Source organism: Hydrogenophaga aquatica, from assembly GCF_054780915.1.
Genome location: NZ_BAAGVK010000009.1, coordinates 14,231 through 30,751 on the forward strand (window position 1 = coordinate 14,231; position 16,521 = coordinate 30,751).

The window sequence follows — 16,521 nt, forward strand, 5'->3', positions numbered from 1 at the left end:
AAGGTATCAATCATGGCTCAAGCTCAAGGCAAGATTGTTCAGTGTATCGGCGCCGTGGTGGACGTGGAGTTCCCGCGCGACCAGATGCCCCGCGTGTACGACGCGCTGAAAATGGAAGGTTCCGCACTGACCCTGGAAGTGCAGCAACAGCTGGGTGACGGCGTGGTGCGCACGATTGCGCTGGGTTCGTCCGACGGTCTGCGTCGCGGCATGGTCGTGTCCAACACCAACGCGCCCATCACCGTGCCCGTGGGCAAGGCGACCCTGGGCCGCATCATGGACGTGCTGGGCAACCCCATCGACGAGCGCGGCCCCGTGGACCAGGCGCTGACCGCCTCCATCCACCGCAAGGCTCCCGCTTACGACGAGCTGTCCCCCTCTCAGGAACTGCTGGAAACCGGCATCAAGGTGATCGACCTGGTGTGCCCGTTCGCCAAAGGCGGTAAAGTGGGTCTGTTCGGTGGCGCCGGCGTGGGCAAGACCGTGAACATGATGGAGCTCATCAACAACATCGCCAAGGCGCACTCCGGTCTGTCCGTGTTCGCTGGCGTGGGTGAGCGTACCCGTGAAGGTAACGACTTCTACCACGAGATGGCCGACTCCGGCGTGGTGAACCTGGAGAACCTGGGCGAGTCCAAGGTGTCCATGGTTTACGGCCAGATGAACGAGCCGCCGGGCAACCGTCTGCGCGTGGCCCTGACCGGCCTGACCATCGCCGAGTCCTTCCGTGACGAAGGCCGTGACGTGCTGTTCTTCGTGGACAACATCTACCGTTACACCCTGGCCGGTACCGAAGTGTCCGCTCTGCTGGGCCGTATGCCTTCCGCCGTGGGTTACCAGCCTACGCTGGCCGAGGAAATGGGCCGTCTGCAGGAGCGCATCACCTCCACCAAGGTGGGCTCGATCACTTCCATCCAGGCCGTGTACGTGCCTGCTGACGACTTGACCGACCCGTCGCCTGCCACCACCTTCGCCCACCTGGACTCCACCGTGGTGTTGTCGCGTGACATCGCTGCGCTGGGTATCTACCCCGCCGTGGACCCGCTGGACTCCACCAGCCGCCAGCTGGACCCGCTGGTCGTGGGCCAGGACCACTACGAAACCGCCCGTGCCGTGCAGGGTACCCTGCAGCGCTACAAGGAACTGCGCGACATCATCGCCATTCTGGGCATGGACGAACTGGCACCTGAGGACAAGCTGGCCGTGGCCCGCGCCCGTAAGATCCAGCGTTTCCTGTCCCAGCCGTTCCACGTGGCCGAAGTGTTCACCGGCGCGCCTGGCAAGTACGTGCCGCTGGCCGAGACGATCCGTGGCTTCAAGATGATCGTTGCCGGTGAGTGCGATCACCTGCCCGAGCAGGCCTTCTACATGGTCGGCACCATCGACGAAGCCTTCGAGAAGGCGAAGAAGCTGGCCTGATGCGTGTGGCCGGTGCCTGTCACCGGCCCCGTTGTGCCAACTTTTTGCCAACTTTTGACGAGGAAAAGCAATGAGCACCATTCAAGTCGAGGTGGTGAGCGCGGAAGAGTCGATCTTCAGCGGTCCGGCCAAGTTCGTGGCGCTGCCCGGTGAGGCCGGTGAGCTGGGCATTCTGCCCGGTCACGTGCCGCTGATCACCCGCATCAAGCCCGGCGCGGTGCGCATCGAGAAGGCCGATGGCGGCGAAGAGTTCGTCTTCGTGGCCGGTGGCATTCTGGAAGTGCAGCCCAAGGTCATCACCGTGTTGAGCGACACGGCCATCCGTGGCAAGGACCTGGACGAAGCCAAGGCCAACGACGCGCGCAAGGCCGCCGAGGAAGCCCTGAAGAACGCCAAGAGCGACGTGGACCTGGCCAAGGCCCAGTCGGAACTGGCCGTCATGGCAGCCCAGATCGCCGCTCTGCGCAAGTACCGCCAGAAGAAGTGAAGGCCTGCCGTTTGGCATGCATTCCGCAGAAACCGCCTTCGGGCGGTTTTTTGTTGCCTGGATACCCCGGGTGGCGCCATCGGGGCACAATCGTGGCATGCGCAGACGACTTCTTCCACCCGACACAAGTGTGAACGACCTGGAGCAGGCCTTTTATGACGCGTTGCAGCGGGCGGACGTGGAGGCGGTGATGGCGTGTTGGGCAGACGAGGACGACCCGGTTTGCGTGCACCCCGGCGGGGGTAGGGCCGTGGGCCTGTTGGCAATCCGCGAATCCTTCTCAAGGTTGCTGGCCGCGGGCGCCATACGGGTACAGCCTACCCACGTGAAGCAAACCATGGTTGGGCGCTGCTGTGTGCACAGTGTCCTGGAACAGGTGGATGGGGTCACGAACGACGGATCGCGCCGCGCCTATGTCACGGCAACGAACGTGTACGTGAAGACGGCACAGGGATGGCGGATGTTGGCGCACCACGCGAGCCCCGGGCATGCCGGAGAGGTGGCTGACCCGCTTGCCGAAGCCAAGGTCCTGCATTGAGCGCGGAGCATCGCGGTGGCCGATTTCTCATTCAATTCAACGCCCTGGTGGTTGCCCGGGGGCAATGCGCAGACGATCTGGCCAGCGCTGTTTGGCCTCCGTTTCGAAGGGCGGGCACCCGGCTTCCAGCGTGAGCGCTGGACAACGCCTGACGGCGACTTCATCGACGTGGACCATCTGGCGGGCGCGCATAACCCGTATGCGCCGAGGCTGATTCTGTTTCACGGGCTGGAGGGGAGTTCTGGCAGCCATTACGCGCAGGCGTTTGCAGCGCTTGCCGCACAGCGGGGCTGGGCATTCAGCGTGCCCCATTTCCGTGGCTGCTCCGGTGAGATCAACCTGGCCCCACGCGCGTACCACTCGGGGGACCATGCCGAGATCGATTGGTTGCTGCGGCGCCTTCACGCGCAGGCGCCTGGCCGCCCGCTGGTGGCGGTGGGGGTTTCCTTGGGGGGCAATGCGCTTTTGCGTTGGGCCGAAGAGTGGGGCACGGCGGCGGCCAGCTGGGTGAAGGCTGTGGCGGCGATTTCAGCGCCGGTCGACCTTGCCGCAGCCGGACGGGCGATTGACCGAGGTTTCAACCGTCTGATCTACGCGCGCATGTTCCTGCGCACGATGGTGCGCAAGGCAGAGCAGAAGTGGCAGCAGTTTCCGGGGCTTTTTGATCTGGAGAAAGTCCGGCGTGCGCGTACCCTCTACGAGTTTGATGACCTCTTCACGGCGCCATTGCATGGTTTTGCCGGTACTGAAGATTACTGGCTTCGCGCGGCGGCCAAACCCCGTCTGGCAGATATCCGTGTGCCAACGCTGGTGCTGAACGCACGTAACGACCCGTTTGTGCCCGGGAGCAGCCTGCCTGTTCAGCAGGATGTGGGTTCGTGGGTGACGCTGATGCAGCCCCGGCGTGGCGGCCATGTCGGTTTTCCCCGGCGACTGCAGGGTCAGCCTTGGGCCGTTGATGTGCAGGAGATGCCTGACCAGGTGATGGATTGGCTGGTGGACGTTGCCGGGCTGAGAGGGTGCAAAGATAGCCAGCCGTCAGCCGGGTTACCCGCACCGGTCTTGAATGGCGCGCTTTGCCAACCTGCGGAGAAAGGGTGAAGCATGGATGACATCGTCAAGGCCGCAATGGCGAAGTGGCCCAATGTGCCAGATTGCTATGGCTGGCTGGGGTTGGACGCCAGGGGCCGGTGGTGGATGCGCGACGACGCCGCGCAGCAGGCCGGTCCATTCTCTGGCCCAGGATCGAGCTTGCCAAGCAAAGGATCGATGCTCACGCACGACAAGCTGATTGCATTCATTGCGCGAAACTACGCGGCAGATGAGTCCGGTCAGTGGTTCTTTCAGAACGGGCCGCAGCGGGTCTATGTCGAACTGGAGGTGGCGCCCTGGGTGTGGCGCATCGATGGTGGCGGGCAGGTGATCAGCCACACCGGGCTGCCTGCATCGGTGCGTTCAACCTGGCTGGACGAGCACGGAAGGCTGTTCATCGAGACCGATCTGGGCATGGGTCTGGTGCACAGCCAGGACATGCTGCTGGCGGTGGCCTCGGTGGAGGCAGGTGTTTGGCGCCCCGAATCCTGCAGCTTTTCCGAGATGCCAAGCCGGTTCCACTTTGTTGTGAGCCCGCAGCGGCGCCATCAGCAGGCATGAAAAAGCCGGCCATAGGCCGGCTTGCATCAACGCCGCTCAAGCGGCATCTATCACTTGGCTTCTTCGGCTGCAGCAGGCGCCTTGGGCTCGGGCAGCGAGCCGCCAGCGCTGTTGGTCATGTACACCACGGCGCGGCCGATTTCCAGATCTTCAAATGCACCGCCACCCTGGGCACCCATGGCGCCTTTGCCTTTGAGGGCGGCTGTCAGCAGGGCATCGTAGCCTTGACCCAGGCGAGGCCCCCAGGCGCCAGCATCGCCAAACTTGGGTGCGCCAACCAGACCGGTCGCATGGCAGGCTGCGCACTGGGCGTTGTAGACGGCTTCGCCGGTCTGCAGCGGACGGTTAGCGTCGCGCAGTTCCACAGAACCCACGCGTTGGATGCGCTGCGCCAAAGCCAGTTCGGGGTTCACAGCACCTGCGGCGGGTTTTTCGTCCTTGGTCACGTAGTAGACGAGACCGATGATGAGGAATACCGGCAGTATGAACGCGAACATCGAAGTCCAGAACAGCTGTTTCGGCGTTTTGATGGGGCCGGTGTGGTTGTCGCTCATGTTTTCCTCGGTAGGGCGGGGCTGCAAAGGTCCGGCACGGTATGGGCAAGACCGGAGACAGTCTTAAATTATAGCCAACGGCCCCGGTGTCCTTCGTGTAAGCGGCACCCGTCGCGGGCTCAGGGTGAGCCGCACTGCTAGAATCGGGGCTGTTGATACAGGCAATGCGGCTGTAGCTCAGTGGATAGAGTATCGGCCTCCGAAGCCGAGGGTCGTGGGTTCGATCCCCGCCAGCCGCGCCACCCCGGGTAAGTCATGAGGCCGAGTCCATGGCCGCGCAGAGCACCGGGAATCAATCACAGCCATTGCAGGCAGCCAAGGCACGGTTCGTTTGCTGCCTGGCTTCTTCCACCAGATAGTCCAGAAACATGCGGGTACGCTGGGGGATGAACTTGCGGCTCGGCAGGGCCGCGTACATGGCCAGCCGACCGGTGATCCAAGGAGGCAGAACCCGGACCAGATCGCCGCGCGTGAGGTAGGGAGCCACCAAGTCCACCGACACCGAAGTGATGCCCGCGCCGTCCAGCGTGGCGCGCAGCAGCGTGTCGGTGTGGTTGGCCAGCAAGACAGGCTGGATGGCGATTTCCACCGGATGGTTCGGCTCCTGGGGTTGCCACATGCGCCAGATGCGTGCGCGCCCATCGGGCTTCTTCAGCCGCAGGCATTCGTGCTGGGCAAGGTCCTGCGGCGCGGCTGGCGCCCCTTTGCGGGCCAGGTACCCAGGGGATGCGACCAGGATGGCCTCCGACTCCACTATCTTGCGGGCGACGACGTCTGCGTCAAAGGTGTGGTCGGTGCCCATGAGGGTGATGTCGAAGTCTTCGATCGGCGCCTCTCGGGCGGATTCGACTTCGATGTCGATGTAGATCTTCGGGTGTCTGCGTCTGAACTCGGCAAGCAGTGGCGCAATCACGTAGCTGGCCAGCACCGGCGGCGCGTGCAGGCGCAGCAGGCCCGCCAACTCGGTGGTGTGAGCCGTTGCCACGGCGTCGGCTTCGTCAATGTCCTGCAGGATGTTGCGCACGCGGTTCAGGTAGAGCTGCCCGGCTTCGGTGAGCGATAGCCGCCGTGTGGTTCTTTGCAGCAGCCGTGTGCCCAGGTGTTCCTCAAGGTCGGCCACCAGCCGGGTCACGACTGGAGCAGACATCTCAAGGGCGCGGGCCGCTGCGGCAAAGCCCCCTTCGTCCACCACCCGCTCGAATACGCGCATTGAAAGCAATCGGTCCATGGTCGTTGTTGGAGTGCAAATACCGGCCTGAATTGTTTCTGTTTTAGAAATGTATTGTGACCGTTGTGGCTATTTATTCATATGAAGGGAAATTTTAAAGTTCTCCCATCGATTTCGGTCGTTGCAGACCGCCACACAACGAAAGGTCGTCATCATGAAGATTCTGCAGATCAATGCCAGCGCCCGCCGCGAAGGCGCAAACTCCACCAAGCTGGCCAACACCGTGGTCGAGCGCCTGCAGGCCGCGCATCCCGCTGCTGCCGTCACCTTGCGGGACCTGGGCGCAACGCCGGTGACCGTGCTGGACGAAGTGGCGCTGGGTGCGCTGTTCACACCTGTTGAGCAGCGCAGTGCCGGGCAGTCCGCCGTGGTGGCTGAATACGATGCCCTCATCGCGGAAGTGCAGGCGCACGACGTGATCGTGCTGGGCGTGCCGATGTACAACTTCGGCGTGCCGGTGCAACTGAAGGCTTGGATCGACGCGATCGCACGTGCCGGCGTCACCTTCCGCTACACAGAGAATGGCCCCGAAGGGCTGGTCAAGGGCAAGACGGTGTACGTGGCGCTGGCCCGTGGCGGCCTGTACCGCGACACGCCGAACGACAGCCAGGTGCCCTACCTGAAGACGGTGCTGGGCTTCCTGGGGCTGACGGATATCCGCTTCGTCTATGCCGAAGGCCTGAACATGGGGCCGGAAGCGGCCGCCAAAGGCTTCGCGCAAGCGGAGGCGGACATCGAGGCCGCCCTGACCGCCTGAGGCCCCCGGGCAACCGGAGGCTTACTCCGATGCCGCGCTGAAATGCGCAGGCAACTGTTTCGCCAGCAGGTTCGCCACCTGCTGACGAAGCTGCTGGTTTTCCGCTGTCAGCTGCGCCACTTGCTTGCGCAGCCGTGCCAGTTCGTCATCCGTTGCGCCTTCGATGGCCGTGGTGGTGTCGCCTTGTTCGGGGCCAGCCTGGTCCACCGCTGCACGCTGTTTGCGTTTGGCATCGCGCACCCGGCGGGCGGCCTGCTTCAGTTCGCCCAGGCCGCCACTGGCCGCAGCTTTTTGTTCCTCGGCCGGCAAGGTCGCGACCGCCGCCGCTGCATTGATGGACAGCGTTCCCGTCTTGACCGCGGCGATCACCTCCGGCTCGGCCTGTTTGTGAATCTTTTCGATCATCACCACCTGGTTGCTTGAGAGGCGTGCCGCCTTGGCGATGTCTTCGCGGCTTTTCAGGGGTTTGATCAGTGCCGCGATGGCGGGGGTGGCTTCACCTTCCCATGGGGCAGCTTCTGTCTCCGCCTGGGCATCGTCGTGCGGTGCTTTGGCGGCGGCTTCGGCCAGGAAGGCAGCCCGGCGCTTGTCGACGATCTCGCGTTTGCGAAGGGCCAGCACGCCCCGCTGGAAGTCGGAAACGCTGCGGCGGCCGAGATGCTGCTCGATCATCCACAGGTGCACGTCTTCGATGCTGTCGAAAAGTTTGCTCTGGGTTGTCTGGAACGGCAGGCCGTGTTTCTGGCAGATCTCGTAGCGGTTGTGCCCGTCCACCAGCAGGTCGCCCCACAGCACCAGCGCGTCACGGCAGCCCTCGGCCAGGAGGCTGCGTTCAAGGGCTTCGTATTCGTCGGGCGTGAGCGGATCGATGTAGGCTTTGAGCTCGGGGTCGACGACGATGTTCATTTATGGCTACCGGAATGTGCGAAGGGGCTGCATTGTATGAAGACAATGCGCCCGCCCGCCGCACTCAGGTGCGGGTTTCGGCCGCGTGCAGCGCGTTCGCACTGCCATGCGTGCGGATGCGCCAGTACAGCCAGCCTGCAATGGTGAGGTTGAGCAGGTTCCAGCCGATGCCGTTGAGGAACGCGGCGCGGTAACTGCCCGTCAGGTCGAACACCCAGCCGGACATCCAGCCCCCCAGCGCCATGCCCAGCAGCGTGGCCATGATGACTGCGCCGACGCGCACGCCCGCCTCTTGCACGGGAAAGTGTTCCCGCACGATGATGGCGTAGGAGGGCACGATGCCGCCCTGAAACAGGCCGAACATCGCGGAGATGACGTAAAGCGGAACCAGGCCGTCGAAGGGGAGGAACATCAGTAACGCCACCCCTTGCAGGGCAGAGCCAAGCAGCAGGGTGCGTATGCCGCCGATGCGGTCGCAGATGAAGCCTGAAACGAGGCGGCTCACGATGCCACAGGCCAGCATGAGCGAGAGCATTTCGGCCCCGCGCGCGGCGCCAAAACCCAGGTCTGTGCAATAAGCCACGATGTGGACTTGTGGCATGGACATGGCCACACAGCAGGCCACGCCCGCCACGCACAAGAGGAACTGCGCGTGGGCCGGTGGCAGCCCGAAGGGGCGGGTGCGGTCAACCACCGGTGCATTCGCGCTCGACAGGGGCATGACGGCCACCGGGGGCCTTTGCCGCATGCGCGTGGCGAGCAGCAACATGCCGGTGCCGCAGACGACGCCCAGCAGCACGTAGGTGTGGCGCCAGCCTATGGTTTCGATGCCGTGCTGCACCAGGGGCGGCCAGATGGCCCCTGCTATGTAGTTGCCGCTGGCGCAGATGGCCACGGCAATGCCTCGTCTGCGGTTCCACCACAGCGCGGTGTCGGCCAGAAGCGGCGCGAAGGTGGACGAGCTTCCGATGAGCCCCAGGAGGCCATGCGCCAGACCGAAGGTCCAGATGCTGTTCGAAGAGGCTGCCCAGACGAAGCCGCCACACACGGCCAGCGCGCCCATCCAGAGCACGGGCGCCAGACCATGTCTGTCAGCGAGCCGGCCGGTCCAGAGGCCCCCCAGGCCGAAGCAAACCATCATCAGCGTGTACGGCAGGGAGGCGTCGGCCCGGCCGACGGCAAATTCCTCCTGCACGGTCGGGAGCACCACCGAAACCACGTACATGCCGCTGTTGCCCAGGACCACCAGGCCAAGGGTGAAGAGCAGGCGCCATGCTGCGTGTCTCGAGTCGATGAGGGCCGGGTCTGTGGGGGCGTGCTGCATGGACGGGCGTGGGATGGTGGTGGCAGTGTCGTTCGGGTCAACCTAGCCAGGGACTGAGCCAACCCCAGGGGCTGCGTGTGAGCGCGATGGACACCATGGTGAGGGCGCAGGCCAGTGCCAGCACGAAGCAGACGAGCCTTTGCCGTTGAGTGGGGGCGCGGCCCAGCGCCAGGATCCCCAGGCCGATGTAGACCAGGAGCAGGGCCAGCTTGGCGCTCAGCCAGGGCTCCCGCAGGGGGTTGTGCGACACCAGGTGCCAAAGGCCTGCACCCGCCAGAAGCAACGTCGTGTCGATGACGACGCTGGCCCGCCGCCACGTCCGCCGTCTGGGCCAGGCATGGTGCAGCAGTACGCCGAACCCCCGAATGGTGAAAACGAGGAGGCTGGCGGTCACCGCCGTGCGGTGCAGATGCAGCAACGCCGCATAGAGCCAGGGGTAGGTTTCGAGCAACCCCATCAGAACGACGACCCCGGGGTCTTGAGAAAGGCCAACTCCTCGTCGGTGGACGGGCGACCAAGCACTGCGTTGCGGTGTGGGTAGCGGCCAAAGCGGTCGATGATCGCCTTGTGACGGATCTCGGCCGCGAGGTTGGATTCCAGTCCCGGTTCGCTGAACAGGACCATGGCCCGTTCATGTACCGCAGGCGATTCGCTGTGCATGAAGGGCAGGTACATGAACGCGCGTTGCTCTGGCGGCAACTGGGGCGGGTGTCCGGCAGCCACAGCCTGTTCTGCCAGCAGCAGGGCCATCGCGTCGTTGGCGAACGCCGCCGGCGTGCCACGGTGAACGTTTCGGGAAAACTGGTCGAGCACAATGATCTCGGCCAAGGCGCCATTCGCGGTGCCGCGCCAATGGGGCAGAGCCTCACGGCTGGCCGCTGCCAACAGGTCGCCAAAGCGCAGGCGGACGAGCGCGTCAAACCCGGCATCGGCTTTCCACCAGAGCTTGGGGCTGGTTTCTTCGAACCAGAAGGTGAGGACGTCGTCGGGTTCCATGGGGCGCTTCTTGGGAAGGACGGGGTTGAGCGTACCACCGCTGCCGCGCTGGCACATGCCTTGTGCCCCAGTTCGGTATCACCCGATGGGGCGCCCAGCTCCCGTGGCCGGATGTGACGCGTAACCGGCGGGCAGGGCCGGTGCCGCCAGACGCCTGCCCTCGCCGCCATCAACCGAGCCAAACCTGCTGGACCCAGATTCCCAGTCGGCCTGGGCCTGCGCCACGTGCGCCCGGGTCGGGCCAATGAAGTTCCACCACATGTTCATGGGTGACTGGAACGGTTCGCCGCCCAGAAGCAGGACGCGGCTGTTCGCCGCCAGTGTCAGTTCAAGTTCGGGCTCACCCATGCCCAAGTAGGCGAAGTGATCGGCGTCAAAGAGTTCTCCGGACACCAGGGCATTCCCGCTCAACACCAGCAGGCCGTACTCGAAATCAGGCTCCAGGGGCAGGGATATACGGGCACCGTCACCGCTGGCGATGTCGAGCCCGAGCAACCGGGAATACAGGCGAGCAGGGGCAACATGCTCACGCCACTGCCCCGCCAACAGGGTGAACTGTGCGCCGTCAGACTGCCAGCCAGGCAGGATGGGGTGGTGTTCGAAAGCAGGGGGGATGTCGGCGTGCTCGGCGGGAAGGGCAATCCACAGCTGGGCCGCATGCAGGTGTGTTTCACCTGGCAGCGAGTCCTCCGTGTGCGAGATGCCGTGGCCAGCGGTCATCAGGTTGACCTGACCGGGGCGGATCACCTGTTGCGTTCCCAGGCTGTCCTTGTGCAGGATCTGGCCTTCAATCATCCATGTGAAGGTCTGCAGACAGGTATGCGGGTGTGCACCCACGTGCATCCCGCCGGTGCCGTCCAGGCTGGCCGGGCCGATATGGTCAAGGAAGCACCACGCCCCCACCATCCGCCGTTCCCGCGTGGGCAGCGCCCGGCGGATGGCGAAATGCCCGCCCAGCTCGGCATGACGGACCTCAATCCGTTGGGGTGCGGGGGTGTCGGGTGTCTCCGGTGTATTCATCGCGAGCCCTCCAGCAGATGGCGTGATCTTCTCACAACGGGGCTCCGCGATGAATACCGGGGGCACCTGTCAGTTGACGCGGGGATACTGGTTCGGGAAGAGTTCGTTCAGCTTCACGCCGCGATCGCCGCCAGCAACGATGTCACCAGTGCGGATGGCCTCTGTCAGTTCGGCCTTGACCTGCTCGCGGGTCTTGCCTGCGACGGCGGTCTTGGCAGGGTACTGGCTGGGGTAGAGCTCGTTGAGCTTCTGGCCGTTGTCGTTGCCGATGATGTCGCCGGTGCGGATGGCCTCGGCCAGTTCGGCCTTGACCTGCTCCCGGGTCTTGCCTGCAACTGCTGCCTTGGCGGGGTACTGGCTGGGGAAGAGTTCGTTGAGCTTCTGACCGTTGTCATTGCCGACGATGTCACCGGTGCGGATGGCCTCGGCCAGCTCGGCCTTGACCTGTTCGCGTGTCTTGGCGGCGGCCGGATCGGCGGCCAAGGCATGGCCGGAGGTGAAGGCAGCGACGGTGAGAGCGACGATGGAAGCGTATGCGCGGTTCATGTTTGAGTCCTTTTCTTGCGGTATGGATAACAGTGACAACCGGGACAGCCTGTGATGGAACTGTTCCCTGTCGGCGAGGAGTGCATCGTTGACGTCCCGCCGATGGATGAACTTTAAAATTCCTTTTGAAATAGATAAATGGCTCAATTCGTCATGATTAATTCCTTTAAGTGAAATAATCTGGGTCAACAGGTGTCAGGAGGCCAAGCGACCATGGACAGATTGCTTTCGATGCGGGTGTTTGAACGGGTGGTGCAGGAGGGTGGGTTTGCTGCGGCGGCCCGGGCCCTCGACATGTCGGCCCCTGCGGTGACCCGTCTGGTGGCGGATCTGGAGCAGCACCTGGGCACGCGCCTGTTGCAGCGCACCACCCGCCGCCTCTCACTCACAGAGGCGGGGCAGACCTACCTGAGCCGGGTGCGCAACATCCTGCAGGACATTGACGAGGCGCATGCGGTGACCAGCGCCCACACGCGCGAGCTTTCCGGAACGTTGCGACTGCATGCGCCCCCGGTGCTGGCCAGCTACGTTGTGGCTCCGCTGCTGGCGGGTTTTCGCGAGTTGTACCCGTGTATCCAGATCGACATCGACGTGGGTGCGCCAGAGGACCCCGCGATTGAGGATTACGACATCAGCCTTCTGGCGACCGACGACCGTTTCGACGCCGACATCGTGGCACGCAAGGTGATCGAGTCGGCAGCGGTATTGGTGGCTTCACCGGACTACATACGCAGGAAAGGGGCGCCGAACAAGCCGGAGCAGCTCGCCGGGCATGACTGTCTGCGGCTGAAGAGGCTTCACGGCAACCCGAGGCTCTGGCGGATGTGGTGCCCCCACGGTCCGGATCAAGAGGTGGACGTGGCCGTGAACCCGGTCTTGTCGGCCAACCACACCGACACGCTGCTTCGTGCGGCCCTGGACGGCGCAGGCATTGTTTCCGTGGCTGTCGACGTGGTTGCGCCCTACTTGAACCGGGGGGAGCTGGTCCGGGTTCTCGACCCGTGGATCACCGGTAAGCTGGCCATGTACGCGGCACTGCCCAGCCGCAAGTTCATCCCTGAACGCACCAGGGTATTTCTCGATTACCTCATCGCGCAAACCCGGGAGCAGGCCAGCAAGGCGCTGGAGGCGTGCCTGGCCGCCAAGGGGCAGGGCTGAGGCGACGGTGTGACGGGCTAGCTCAGGTCCCGGAGGGCGTGGGGCTGTTCAACCACGCCCAGTCGGCCTACACTTTTCCCTCCGCAATGTCACAGGGGGTTTTCATGAAACACATGACCCAAGCAGCAGGCGCCGCCTTGACGGTGGTGTTGTCGATCTGGGCAACGGCGGCGTTGGCCCAGTCCAAGGTGCCCGCCGAGCGCAACGTTGCCGCCTCCCAGAAGTTCACGACCGACATTGCCCGTGCCGAGTTGTCCAAGGCTGGCACGACCGAGCCGACAGCCGAACAGCTTGCGGCTTCCTCGTCCAACGTCCAGGCCATGCGCGATGGTGGCATGGGGTGGGGGGCCATTGCCAATGCCCTGGGGTTGCGGTTCGGGGAGGTCGTGAGTGCGACCAACCGAGAGCGGCACAACGAAGTGGAGTCGACCAAGGCCCGTGGCGGTCAACGTGCAGGCGGCAAGGGCAATGGTGGCGGCCGAGGGGGTGGTGGTGGCAACGGCGGAGGGCGCCGCTGACCGTTGTGCCGGACGGGGGTGTCGCTGACATGGCTGTGCGCGGAGGCGGGCGGATGGTTCCTGGGTGACAATTGGCCATGCGTTGATCAAAGTCACCCATGCCGTCACCTTTGCCGCCCCCGTCGACACACGCCGTTCACTGGACGGTGCGGATGAACCACAAGAACCGCACGTTCGCGTTTGTCCTGCTGTTCTCGGTGCTGGGCGCACACATGTTTGAGCGCGGCGCGGGCGCTCTGGCCTGGGGCCTGCTGGCGCTACAGTTTCTGGTTTACCCGCAGCTGGCCTATCTGTTTGCCCGGCGCGCGCCCAACCAGTTGGCGGCCGAGATGTCGAACATGCGCATCGACGCCCTGTGCTTCGGCGCCTGGGCCGCAGCTCTGCACTTCCCAGTCTGGATCGCGTTCATCCTGTTCACTGGCGCCACGCAGAACCTGATGGCTTTCCGTGGCTCAAAAGGCGTTGGGCAGGCGGTGGCGCTGATCCTGGCTGGGGCGCTGCCTGTCGCGTGGGCCTCTGGGTGGGCGTTCGAGCCCGCTACCGGCCCCCTCGTCACGGCCTTGGCCATTCTCACCATCACACTCTATCTGGGCATCGTTGCCCTGGATGGCCACAGACGGTCGATGCGCCTGCATGAGGCCCGCTTGCAGGTCCGGTCCAGTGAGCAGGCCTTGCAACGCCAGTTGACGGAAATCCAGTCGTTGCACGGCATGCTGAGGGAACAGGCAAATCGCGATGGGCTCACCGGGCTTTACAACCGCCGTTACCTCGACACCACCATCGAGCGCGAGTTGGCCCGTTGTGTCCGCGAGGGGCAGCCCGCGGCCTTGCTGCTGATCGATATTGACCACTTCAAGCAGATAAACGACGTGCATGGCCACCAAGTGGGGGACGACATCTTGCGCCATACGGCGGGCTTGCTCAACGAACGGCTCCGATCCAGTGACATCGTGTGCCGTTACGGTGGAGAGGAGTTTCTCCTCTGGCTGCCGAATGCCGGCATGGCCACCGCCTGGGAGATTGCCGAAGAGCTTCGCCAGCGTTACGCCTCAAGCCCTTGGCTGGTTGACGGGCAGCCCGTGGCCGCGACGCTGTCCATCGGCGTGGCCGCCTACCCCGACCATGCCCAGCAGGCGGATCGGCTCATTGCCATGGCCGACCGCGCGCTTTACCAGGCCAAGCGCGAGGGCCGGAACCGGGTGTGTGCCGCGCCTGCTTCCGTGGTGGCGTGAGCGGACTGGCGGCGCAGCTCATCCCCCAAGGCGCGTTCAGGGCGAGGTGTCGCTGCCCTTGGTGTAGTTGGCCAGTTCCTCGCTGAGGACCTTGTTCATCTGCGAAAACAGCATGAGCTTGCGTGTGGAGTCACGCAGATGGTCTGCCATGCGCTTGGCGATGGCGAGCAGCAACCGGGCGCCTACCCGGGGCTCGTCGTCGAGCAGCCGCAGGAAGTCGCGCCGGTGCAGGACGGCGGCCTGGATGTCGGTGTCTGCCACGCAACTGGCCGACCGCGGCGCGCCATCCAGCAGCCCCAGCTCGCCGATCAGGCTGCCTGGCCCCATGATCCGCACCACGAGCTGGTTCTCGTCGTTGGGCATGGGGTGGTGCTCGACCGACAGGTCGCCATCCAGGACGAGCAGCATGTGATCGCTGTCCGTATCGTCCCCCTCGCGCATGAAAACGGTGCCCGCCGGTATGGTCTTGTGGTGCATGTAGTTCACCACCTTGGCGGCATCTTCCAGGCTGAGTTCCTGCAAGGCCGATGGGGTGATCAGCAATTGAGCGGCGAGCGAGCGCATGGGCGGGTGATGGATCAGTAGCGGTACACGCCGCGTCCGGTCTTGCGGCCCAGGTAGCCTGCAGCCACCATTTCCTTGAGCAGCGGGCAGGGGCGGTACTTGCTGTCGTTGAACTCGGCGAAGTACACGTTCATCACGGCCAGGCACACGTCCAGTCCGATCATGTCGGCCAGCGCCAGCGGCCCGATGGGGTGGTTGCAACCCAGCTTCATGCCCGCGTCAATGTCCTCGGGGGTGGCCAGGCCTTCGGCCAGCACAAAGAAGGCTTCGTTGATCATGGGCACCAGGATGCGGTTGACCACGAAGCCCGGCGCGTTCTTCACCGTGATCGGGGTCTTGCCCAGCGCCAGCGCCAGATTGCGTACCGCGTCGTGGGTCGCGTCGCTGGTCTGCAGGCCGCGGATGATTTCCACCAGCGCCATCATGGGCACGGGGTTGAAGAAATGCATGCCGATGAAGCGCTCGGCCCGCGACGTCACCGCCGCCAGCTGGGTGATGCTGATGGAGCTGGTGTTGGTGGCCACCAGGGTGTCGGCGGGCAGCAGGCCGTCGAGCTGGCGCAGGATCTTGATCTTGAGTTCCAGGTTTTCGGTGGCAGCCTCGATCACCAGCTGGGCGGCCTTCAGGTCGTCGTAGCTGGTGGAGCCCTTGATGCGCGCCAGCGCGGCGTCCTTGTCGGCCTGGGTGATCTTCTCTTTCTTGATCAGGCGGTCCAGGCTGCCGGCCACGGTGGCCAGGCCTTTTTGCACGGCGGCGTCGCTGATGTCCACCATCACCACGTTGATGCCGCTGACCGCGCAGGCCTGCGCGATGCCGTTGCCCATGGTGCCTGCGCCCACGATGCCGATGGTCTGGATGCTGTTCATGTCTCTGTCCTCTTGGGGGTTGTGTCGTTCAACGGAAATTATGCGACGTACCGTATCAAAGCCTTGTCGCCTGCCTCACAGCCGGGCTGAAACGGCAGCATCTGCACCGCTGCGGACACAAAAAAAGCCCCGAGGCGTTGCCACGGGGCTTTCAGTCACTTCAGCGGTTTGCTCAGGCAGCGGTCTTGGTTGCCTTGGCAGGCTTGGCTGCGCTCAGTGCGGACGAGGTGACAGCGTTGAAGTTGGCTTCGGCCAGGTCAGAGGCTTGCTTGACAGCCTTTTGCACCGACTCGATGGCGGCGGTGGCGGTGGACATGGCGTTCTTGACGGCGGCCACGGCAGACTCAGAGCCCTGGGGGGCGTTCTTCACAGCGGTGTCCACTGCGGCCACGAACTGCTTCTGTGCGTCGGCGGCCTGGGCTTCGGCAACCTTGCTGATCTCGGTGCCCATGCCAGTGGCGATGTCGTACAGGTGGCGGCTGTAGGAAGCGGCTTTTTCGGCCAGGGGCTGCAGCACGCCGCTTTGCAGGGCCGTCAGCTCTTGCACGTCCTTGACGCTCAGCAGGGCCTGGGCGTGGTTGGCGCCTTCGGTCAGGGATGCCTTGGAGGCTTGCAGGTTCAGTTCGGCCAGCTTCTCGACGCTGGACAGGGCTTTGCTGCTCAGGTCGAACAGGGTGGCGACTTGGGCTTTCTGGGCGGCAATGATTTGCTCGATGGTCAACATGGCGGTACTCCTTGAAGAGAGGTTGAAAACA

Annotated in this window: 20 protein-coding genes and 1 tRNA gene; 10 read left to right on the plus strand and 11 right to left on the minus strand. The window is 64.2% G+C overall.

Annotated elements, in window-relative coordinates; all coding sequences use genetic code 11:
* Positions 1 to 12: 12 nt before the first annotated feature.
* From atpD to ACYVHH_RS06690, 5 genes are all read left to right on the plus strand, one after another.
* Positions 13 to 1,419 carry a F0F1 ATP synthase subunit beta gene (gene atpD / locus ACYVHH_RS06670; protein ID WP_460564352.1) on the plus strand — a complete coding sequence of 469 codons (1,407 nt, stop codon included), beginning with the start codon at positions 13 to 15 and terminating at the stop codon, positions 1,417 to 1,419.
* Between the two features lie 70 nt (positions 1,420 to 1,489).
* The gene (locus ACYVHH_RS06675; RefSeq protein ID WP_460564353.1) at positions 1,490 to 1,906 is read left to right on the plus strand and encodes a F0F1 ATP synthase subunit epsilon; all 417 of its coding nucleotides are present in this window, start codon (positions 1,490 to 1,492) and stop codon (positions 1,904 to 1,906) included.
* Between the two features lie 97 nt (positions 1,907 to 2,003).
* Positions 2,004 to 2,444, plus strand: a complete 441-nt coding sequence (locus ACYVHH_RS06680) for a YybH family protein (RefSeq protein ID WP_460564354.1) — start codon at positions 2,004 to 2,006, stop codon at positions 2,442 to 2,444.
* A 15-nt stretch (positions 2,445 to 2,459) separates the two neighbouring features.
* A complete protein-coding gene (locus ACYVHH_RS06685; RefSeq protein WP_460564355.1) occupies positions 2,460 to 3,545 on the plus strand; it encodes a YheT family hydrolase in 1,086 nt (361 codons plus the stop codon).
* A gap of 3 nt (positions 3,546 to 3,548) precedes the next feature.
* Positions 3,549 to 4,097 (plus strand): DUF2946 family protein, encoded by a 549-nt coding sequence (locus tag ACYVHH_RS06690; protein WP_460564356.1) that lies wholly within the window; start codon positions 3,549 to 3,551, stop codon positions 4,095 to 4,097.
* Positions 4,098 to 4,147: 50 nt separating this feature from the next.
* Here ACYVHH_RS06690 and ACYVHH_RS06695 read toward each other — a convergent pair whose 3' ends face one another.
* Entirely contained in the window at positions 4,148 to 4,651 is a 504-nt protein-coding gene (locus tag ACYVHH_RS06695) for a c-type cytochrome (RefSeq protein ID WP_460564357.1), read from the minus strand.
* A gap of 166 nt (positions 4,652 to 4,817) precedes the next feature.
* Between ACYVHH_RS06695 and ACYVHH_RS06700 the strand changes: the two genes are divergently transcribed.
* Positions 4,818 to 4,893 (plus strand) — tRNA-Arg (locus ACYVHH_RS06700).
* 50 nt (positions 4,894 to 4,943) lie between these two features.
* On the opposite strand, the gene ACYVHH_RS06705 is transcribed toward ACYVHH_RS06700, so the two are convergent.
* Positions 4,944 to 5,879, minus strand: a complete 936-nt coding sequence (locus tag ACYVHH_RS06705) for a LysR family transcriptional regulator (RefSeq protein WP_460564358.1) — start codon at positions 5,877 to 5,879, stop codon at positions 4,944 to 4,946.
* 154 nt (positions 5,880 to 6,033) lie between these two features.
* Here ACYVHH_RS06705 and ACYVHH_RS06710 point away from each other — a divergent pair, with 154 nt between their 5' ends.
* Positions 6,034 to 6,636 (plus strand): FMN-dependent NADH-azoreductase, encoded by a 603-nt coding sequence (locus tag ACYVHH_RS06710; protein WP_460564359.1) that lies wholly within the window; start codon positions 6,034 to 6,036, stop codon positions 6,634 to 6,636.
* A 21-nt stretch (positions 6,637 to 6,657) separates the two neighbouring features.
* Here the strand turns inward: ACYVHH_RS06710 and ACYVHH_RS06715 are convergent, their stop codons facing one another.
* The 6 genes from ACYVHH_RS06715 to ACYVHH_RS06740 form a co-directional block, all read right to left on the minus strand.
* Positions 6,658 to 7,542, minus strand: coding sequence for a ParB N-terminal domain-containing protein (locus tag ACYVHH_RS06715; RefSeq protein ID WP_460564360.1), 885 nt, complete (start codon positions 7,540 to 7,542; stop codon positions 6,658 to 6,660).
* A 64-nt stretch (positions 7,543 to 7,606) separates the two neighbouring features.
* Positions 7,607 to 8,866, minus strand: a complete 1,260-nt coding sequence (locus tag ACYVHH_RS06720) for an MFS transporter (RefSeq protein ID WP_460564361.1) — start codon at positions 8,864 to 8,866, stop codon at positions 7,607 to 7,609.
* A gap of 37 nt (positions 8,867 to 8,903) precedes the next feature.
* Complete coding sequence (locus ACYVHH_RS06725) at positions 8,904 to 9,323, minus strand: SirB2 family protein (RefSeq protein ID WP_460564362.1); 420 nt, start codon at positions 9,321 to 9,323, stop codon at positions 8,904 to 8,906.
* Positions 9,323 to 9,862, minus strand: coding sequence for a DUF924 family protein (locus ACYVHH_RS06730; RefSeq protein WP_460564363.1), 540 nt, complete (start codon positions 9,860 to 9,862; stop codon positions 9,323 to 9,325). Before ACYVHH_RS06730 ends, ACYVHH_RS06725 begins: the two co-directional genes overlap by 1 nt.
* A gap of 78 nt (positions 9,863 to 9,940) precedes the next feature.
* The gene (locus ACYVHH_RS06735; RefSeq protein WP_460564364.1) at positions 9,941 to 10,882 is read right to left on the minus strand and encodes a pirin family protein; all 942 of its coding nucleotides are present in this window, start codon (positions 10,880 to 10,882) and stop codon (positions 9,941 to 9,943) included.
* A gap of 69 nt (positions 10,883 to 10,951) precedes the next feature.
* Positions 10,952 to 11,428 carry a DUF4148 domain-containing protein gene (locus tag ACYVHH_RS06740; protein ID WP_460564365.1) on the minus strand — a complete coding sequence of 159 codons (477 nt, stop codon included), beginning with the start codon at positions 11,426 to 11,428 and terminating at the stop codon, positions 10,952 to 10,954.
* A gap of 213 nt (positions 11,429 to 11,641) precedes the next feature.
* On the opposite strand from ACYVHH_RS06740, the gene ACYVHH_RS06745 reads away from it, so the two are divergent.
* The 3 genes from ACYVHH_RS06745 (at position 11,642) to ACYVHH_RS06755 (ending at position 14,336) form a co-directional block, all read left to right on the plus strand.
* Positions 11,642 to 12,586: a LysR family transcriptional regulator gene (locus tag ACYVHH_RS06745; RefSeq protein ID WP_460564366.1), complete on the plus strand. Its 945-nt coding sequence runs from the start codon at positions 11,642 to 11,644 to the stop codon at positions 12,584 to 12,586.
* Positions 12,587 to 12,699: 113 nt separating this feature from the next.
* Positions 12,700 to 13,104, plus strand: a complete 405-nt coding sequence (locus ACYVHH_RS06750) for a hypothetical protein (protein ID WP_460564367.1) — start codon at positions 12,700 to 12,702, stop codon at positions 13,102 to 13,104.
* Positions 13,105 to 13,256: 152 nt separating this feature from the next.
* Positions 13,257 to 14,336 (plus strand): sensor domain-containing diguanylate cyclase, encoded by a 1,080-nt coding sequence (locus ACYVHH_RS06755; RefSeq protein WP_460564368.1) that lies wholly within the window; start codon positions 13,257 to 13,259, stop codon positions 14,334 to 14,336.
* A gap of 36 nt (positions 14,337 to 14,372) precedes the next feature.
* Here the strand turns inward: ACYVHH_RS06755 and ACYVHH_RS06760 are convergent, their stop codons facing one another.
* The 3 genes from ACYVHH_RS06760 to ACYVHH_RS06770 form a co-directional block, all read right to left on the minus strand.
* Positions 14,373 to 14,900: a cyclic nucleotide-binding domain-containing protein gene (locus ACYVHH_RS06760; RefSeq protein WP_460564369.1), complete on the minus strand. Its 528-nt coding sequence runs from the start codon at positions 14,898 to 14,900 to the stop codon at positions 14,373 to 14,375.
* A 14-nt stretch (positions 14,901 to 14,914) separates the two neighbouring features.
* Entirely contained in the window at positions 14,915 to 15,766 is an 852-nt protein-coding gene (locus ACYVHH_RS06765) for a 3-hydroxybutyryl-CoA dehydrogenase (protein WP_460564370.1), read from the minus strand.
* Between the two features lie 172 nt (positions 15,767 to 15,938).
* The gene (locus ACYVHH_RS06770) at positions 15,939 to 16,490 is read right to left on the minus strand and encodes a phasin family protein (RefSeq protein WP_460564371.1); all 552 of its coding nucleotides are present in this window, start codon (positions 16,488 to 16,490) and stop codon (positions 15,939 to 15,941) included.
* Positions 16,491 to 16,521: the final 31 nt, after the last annotated feature.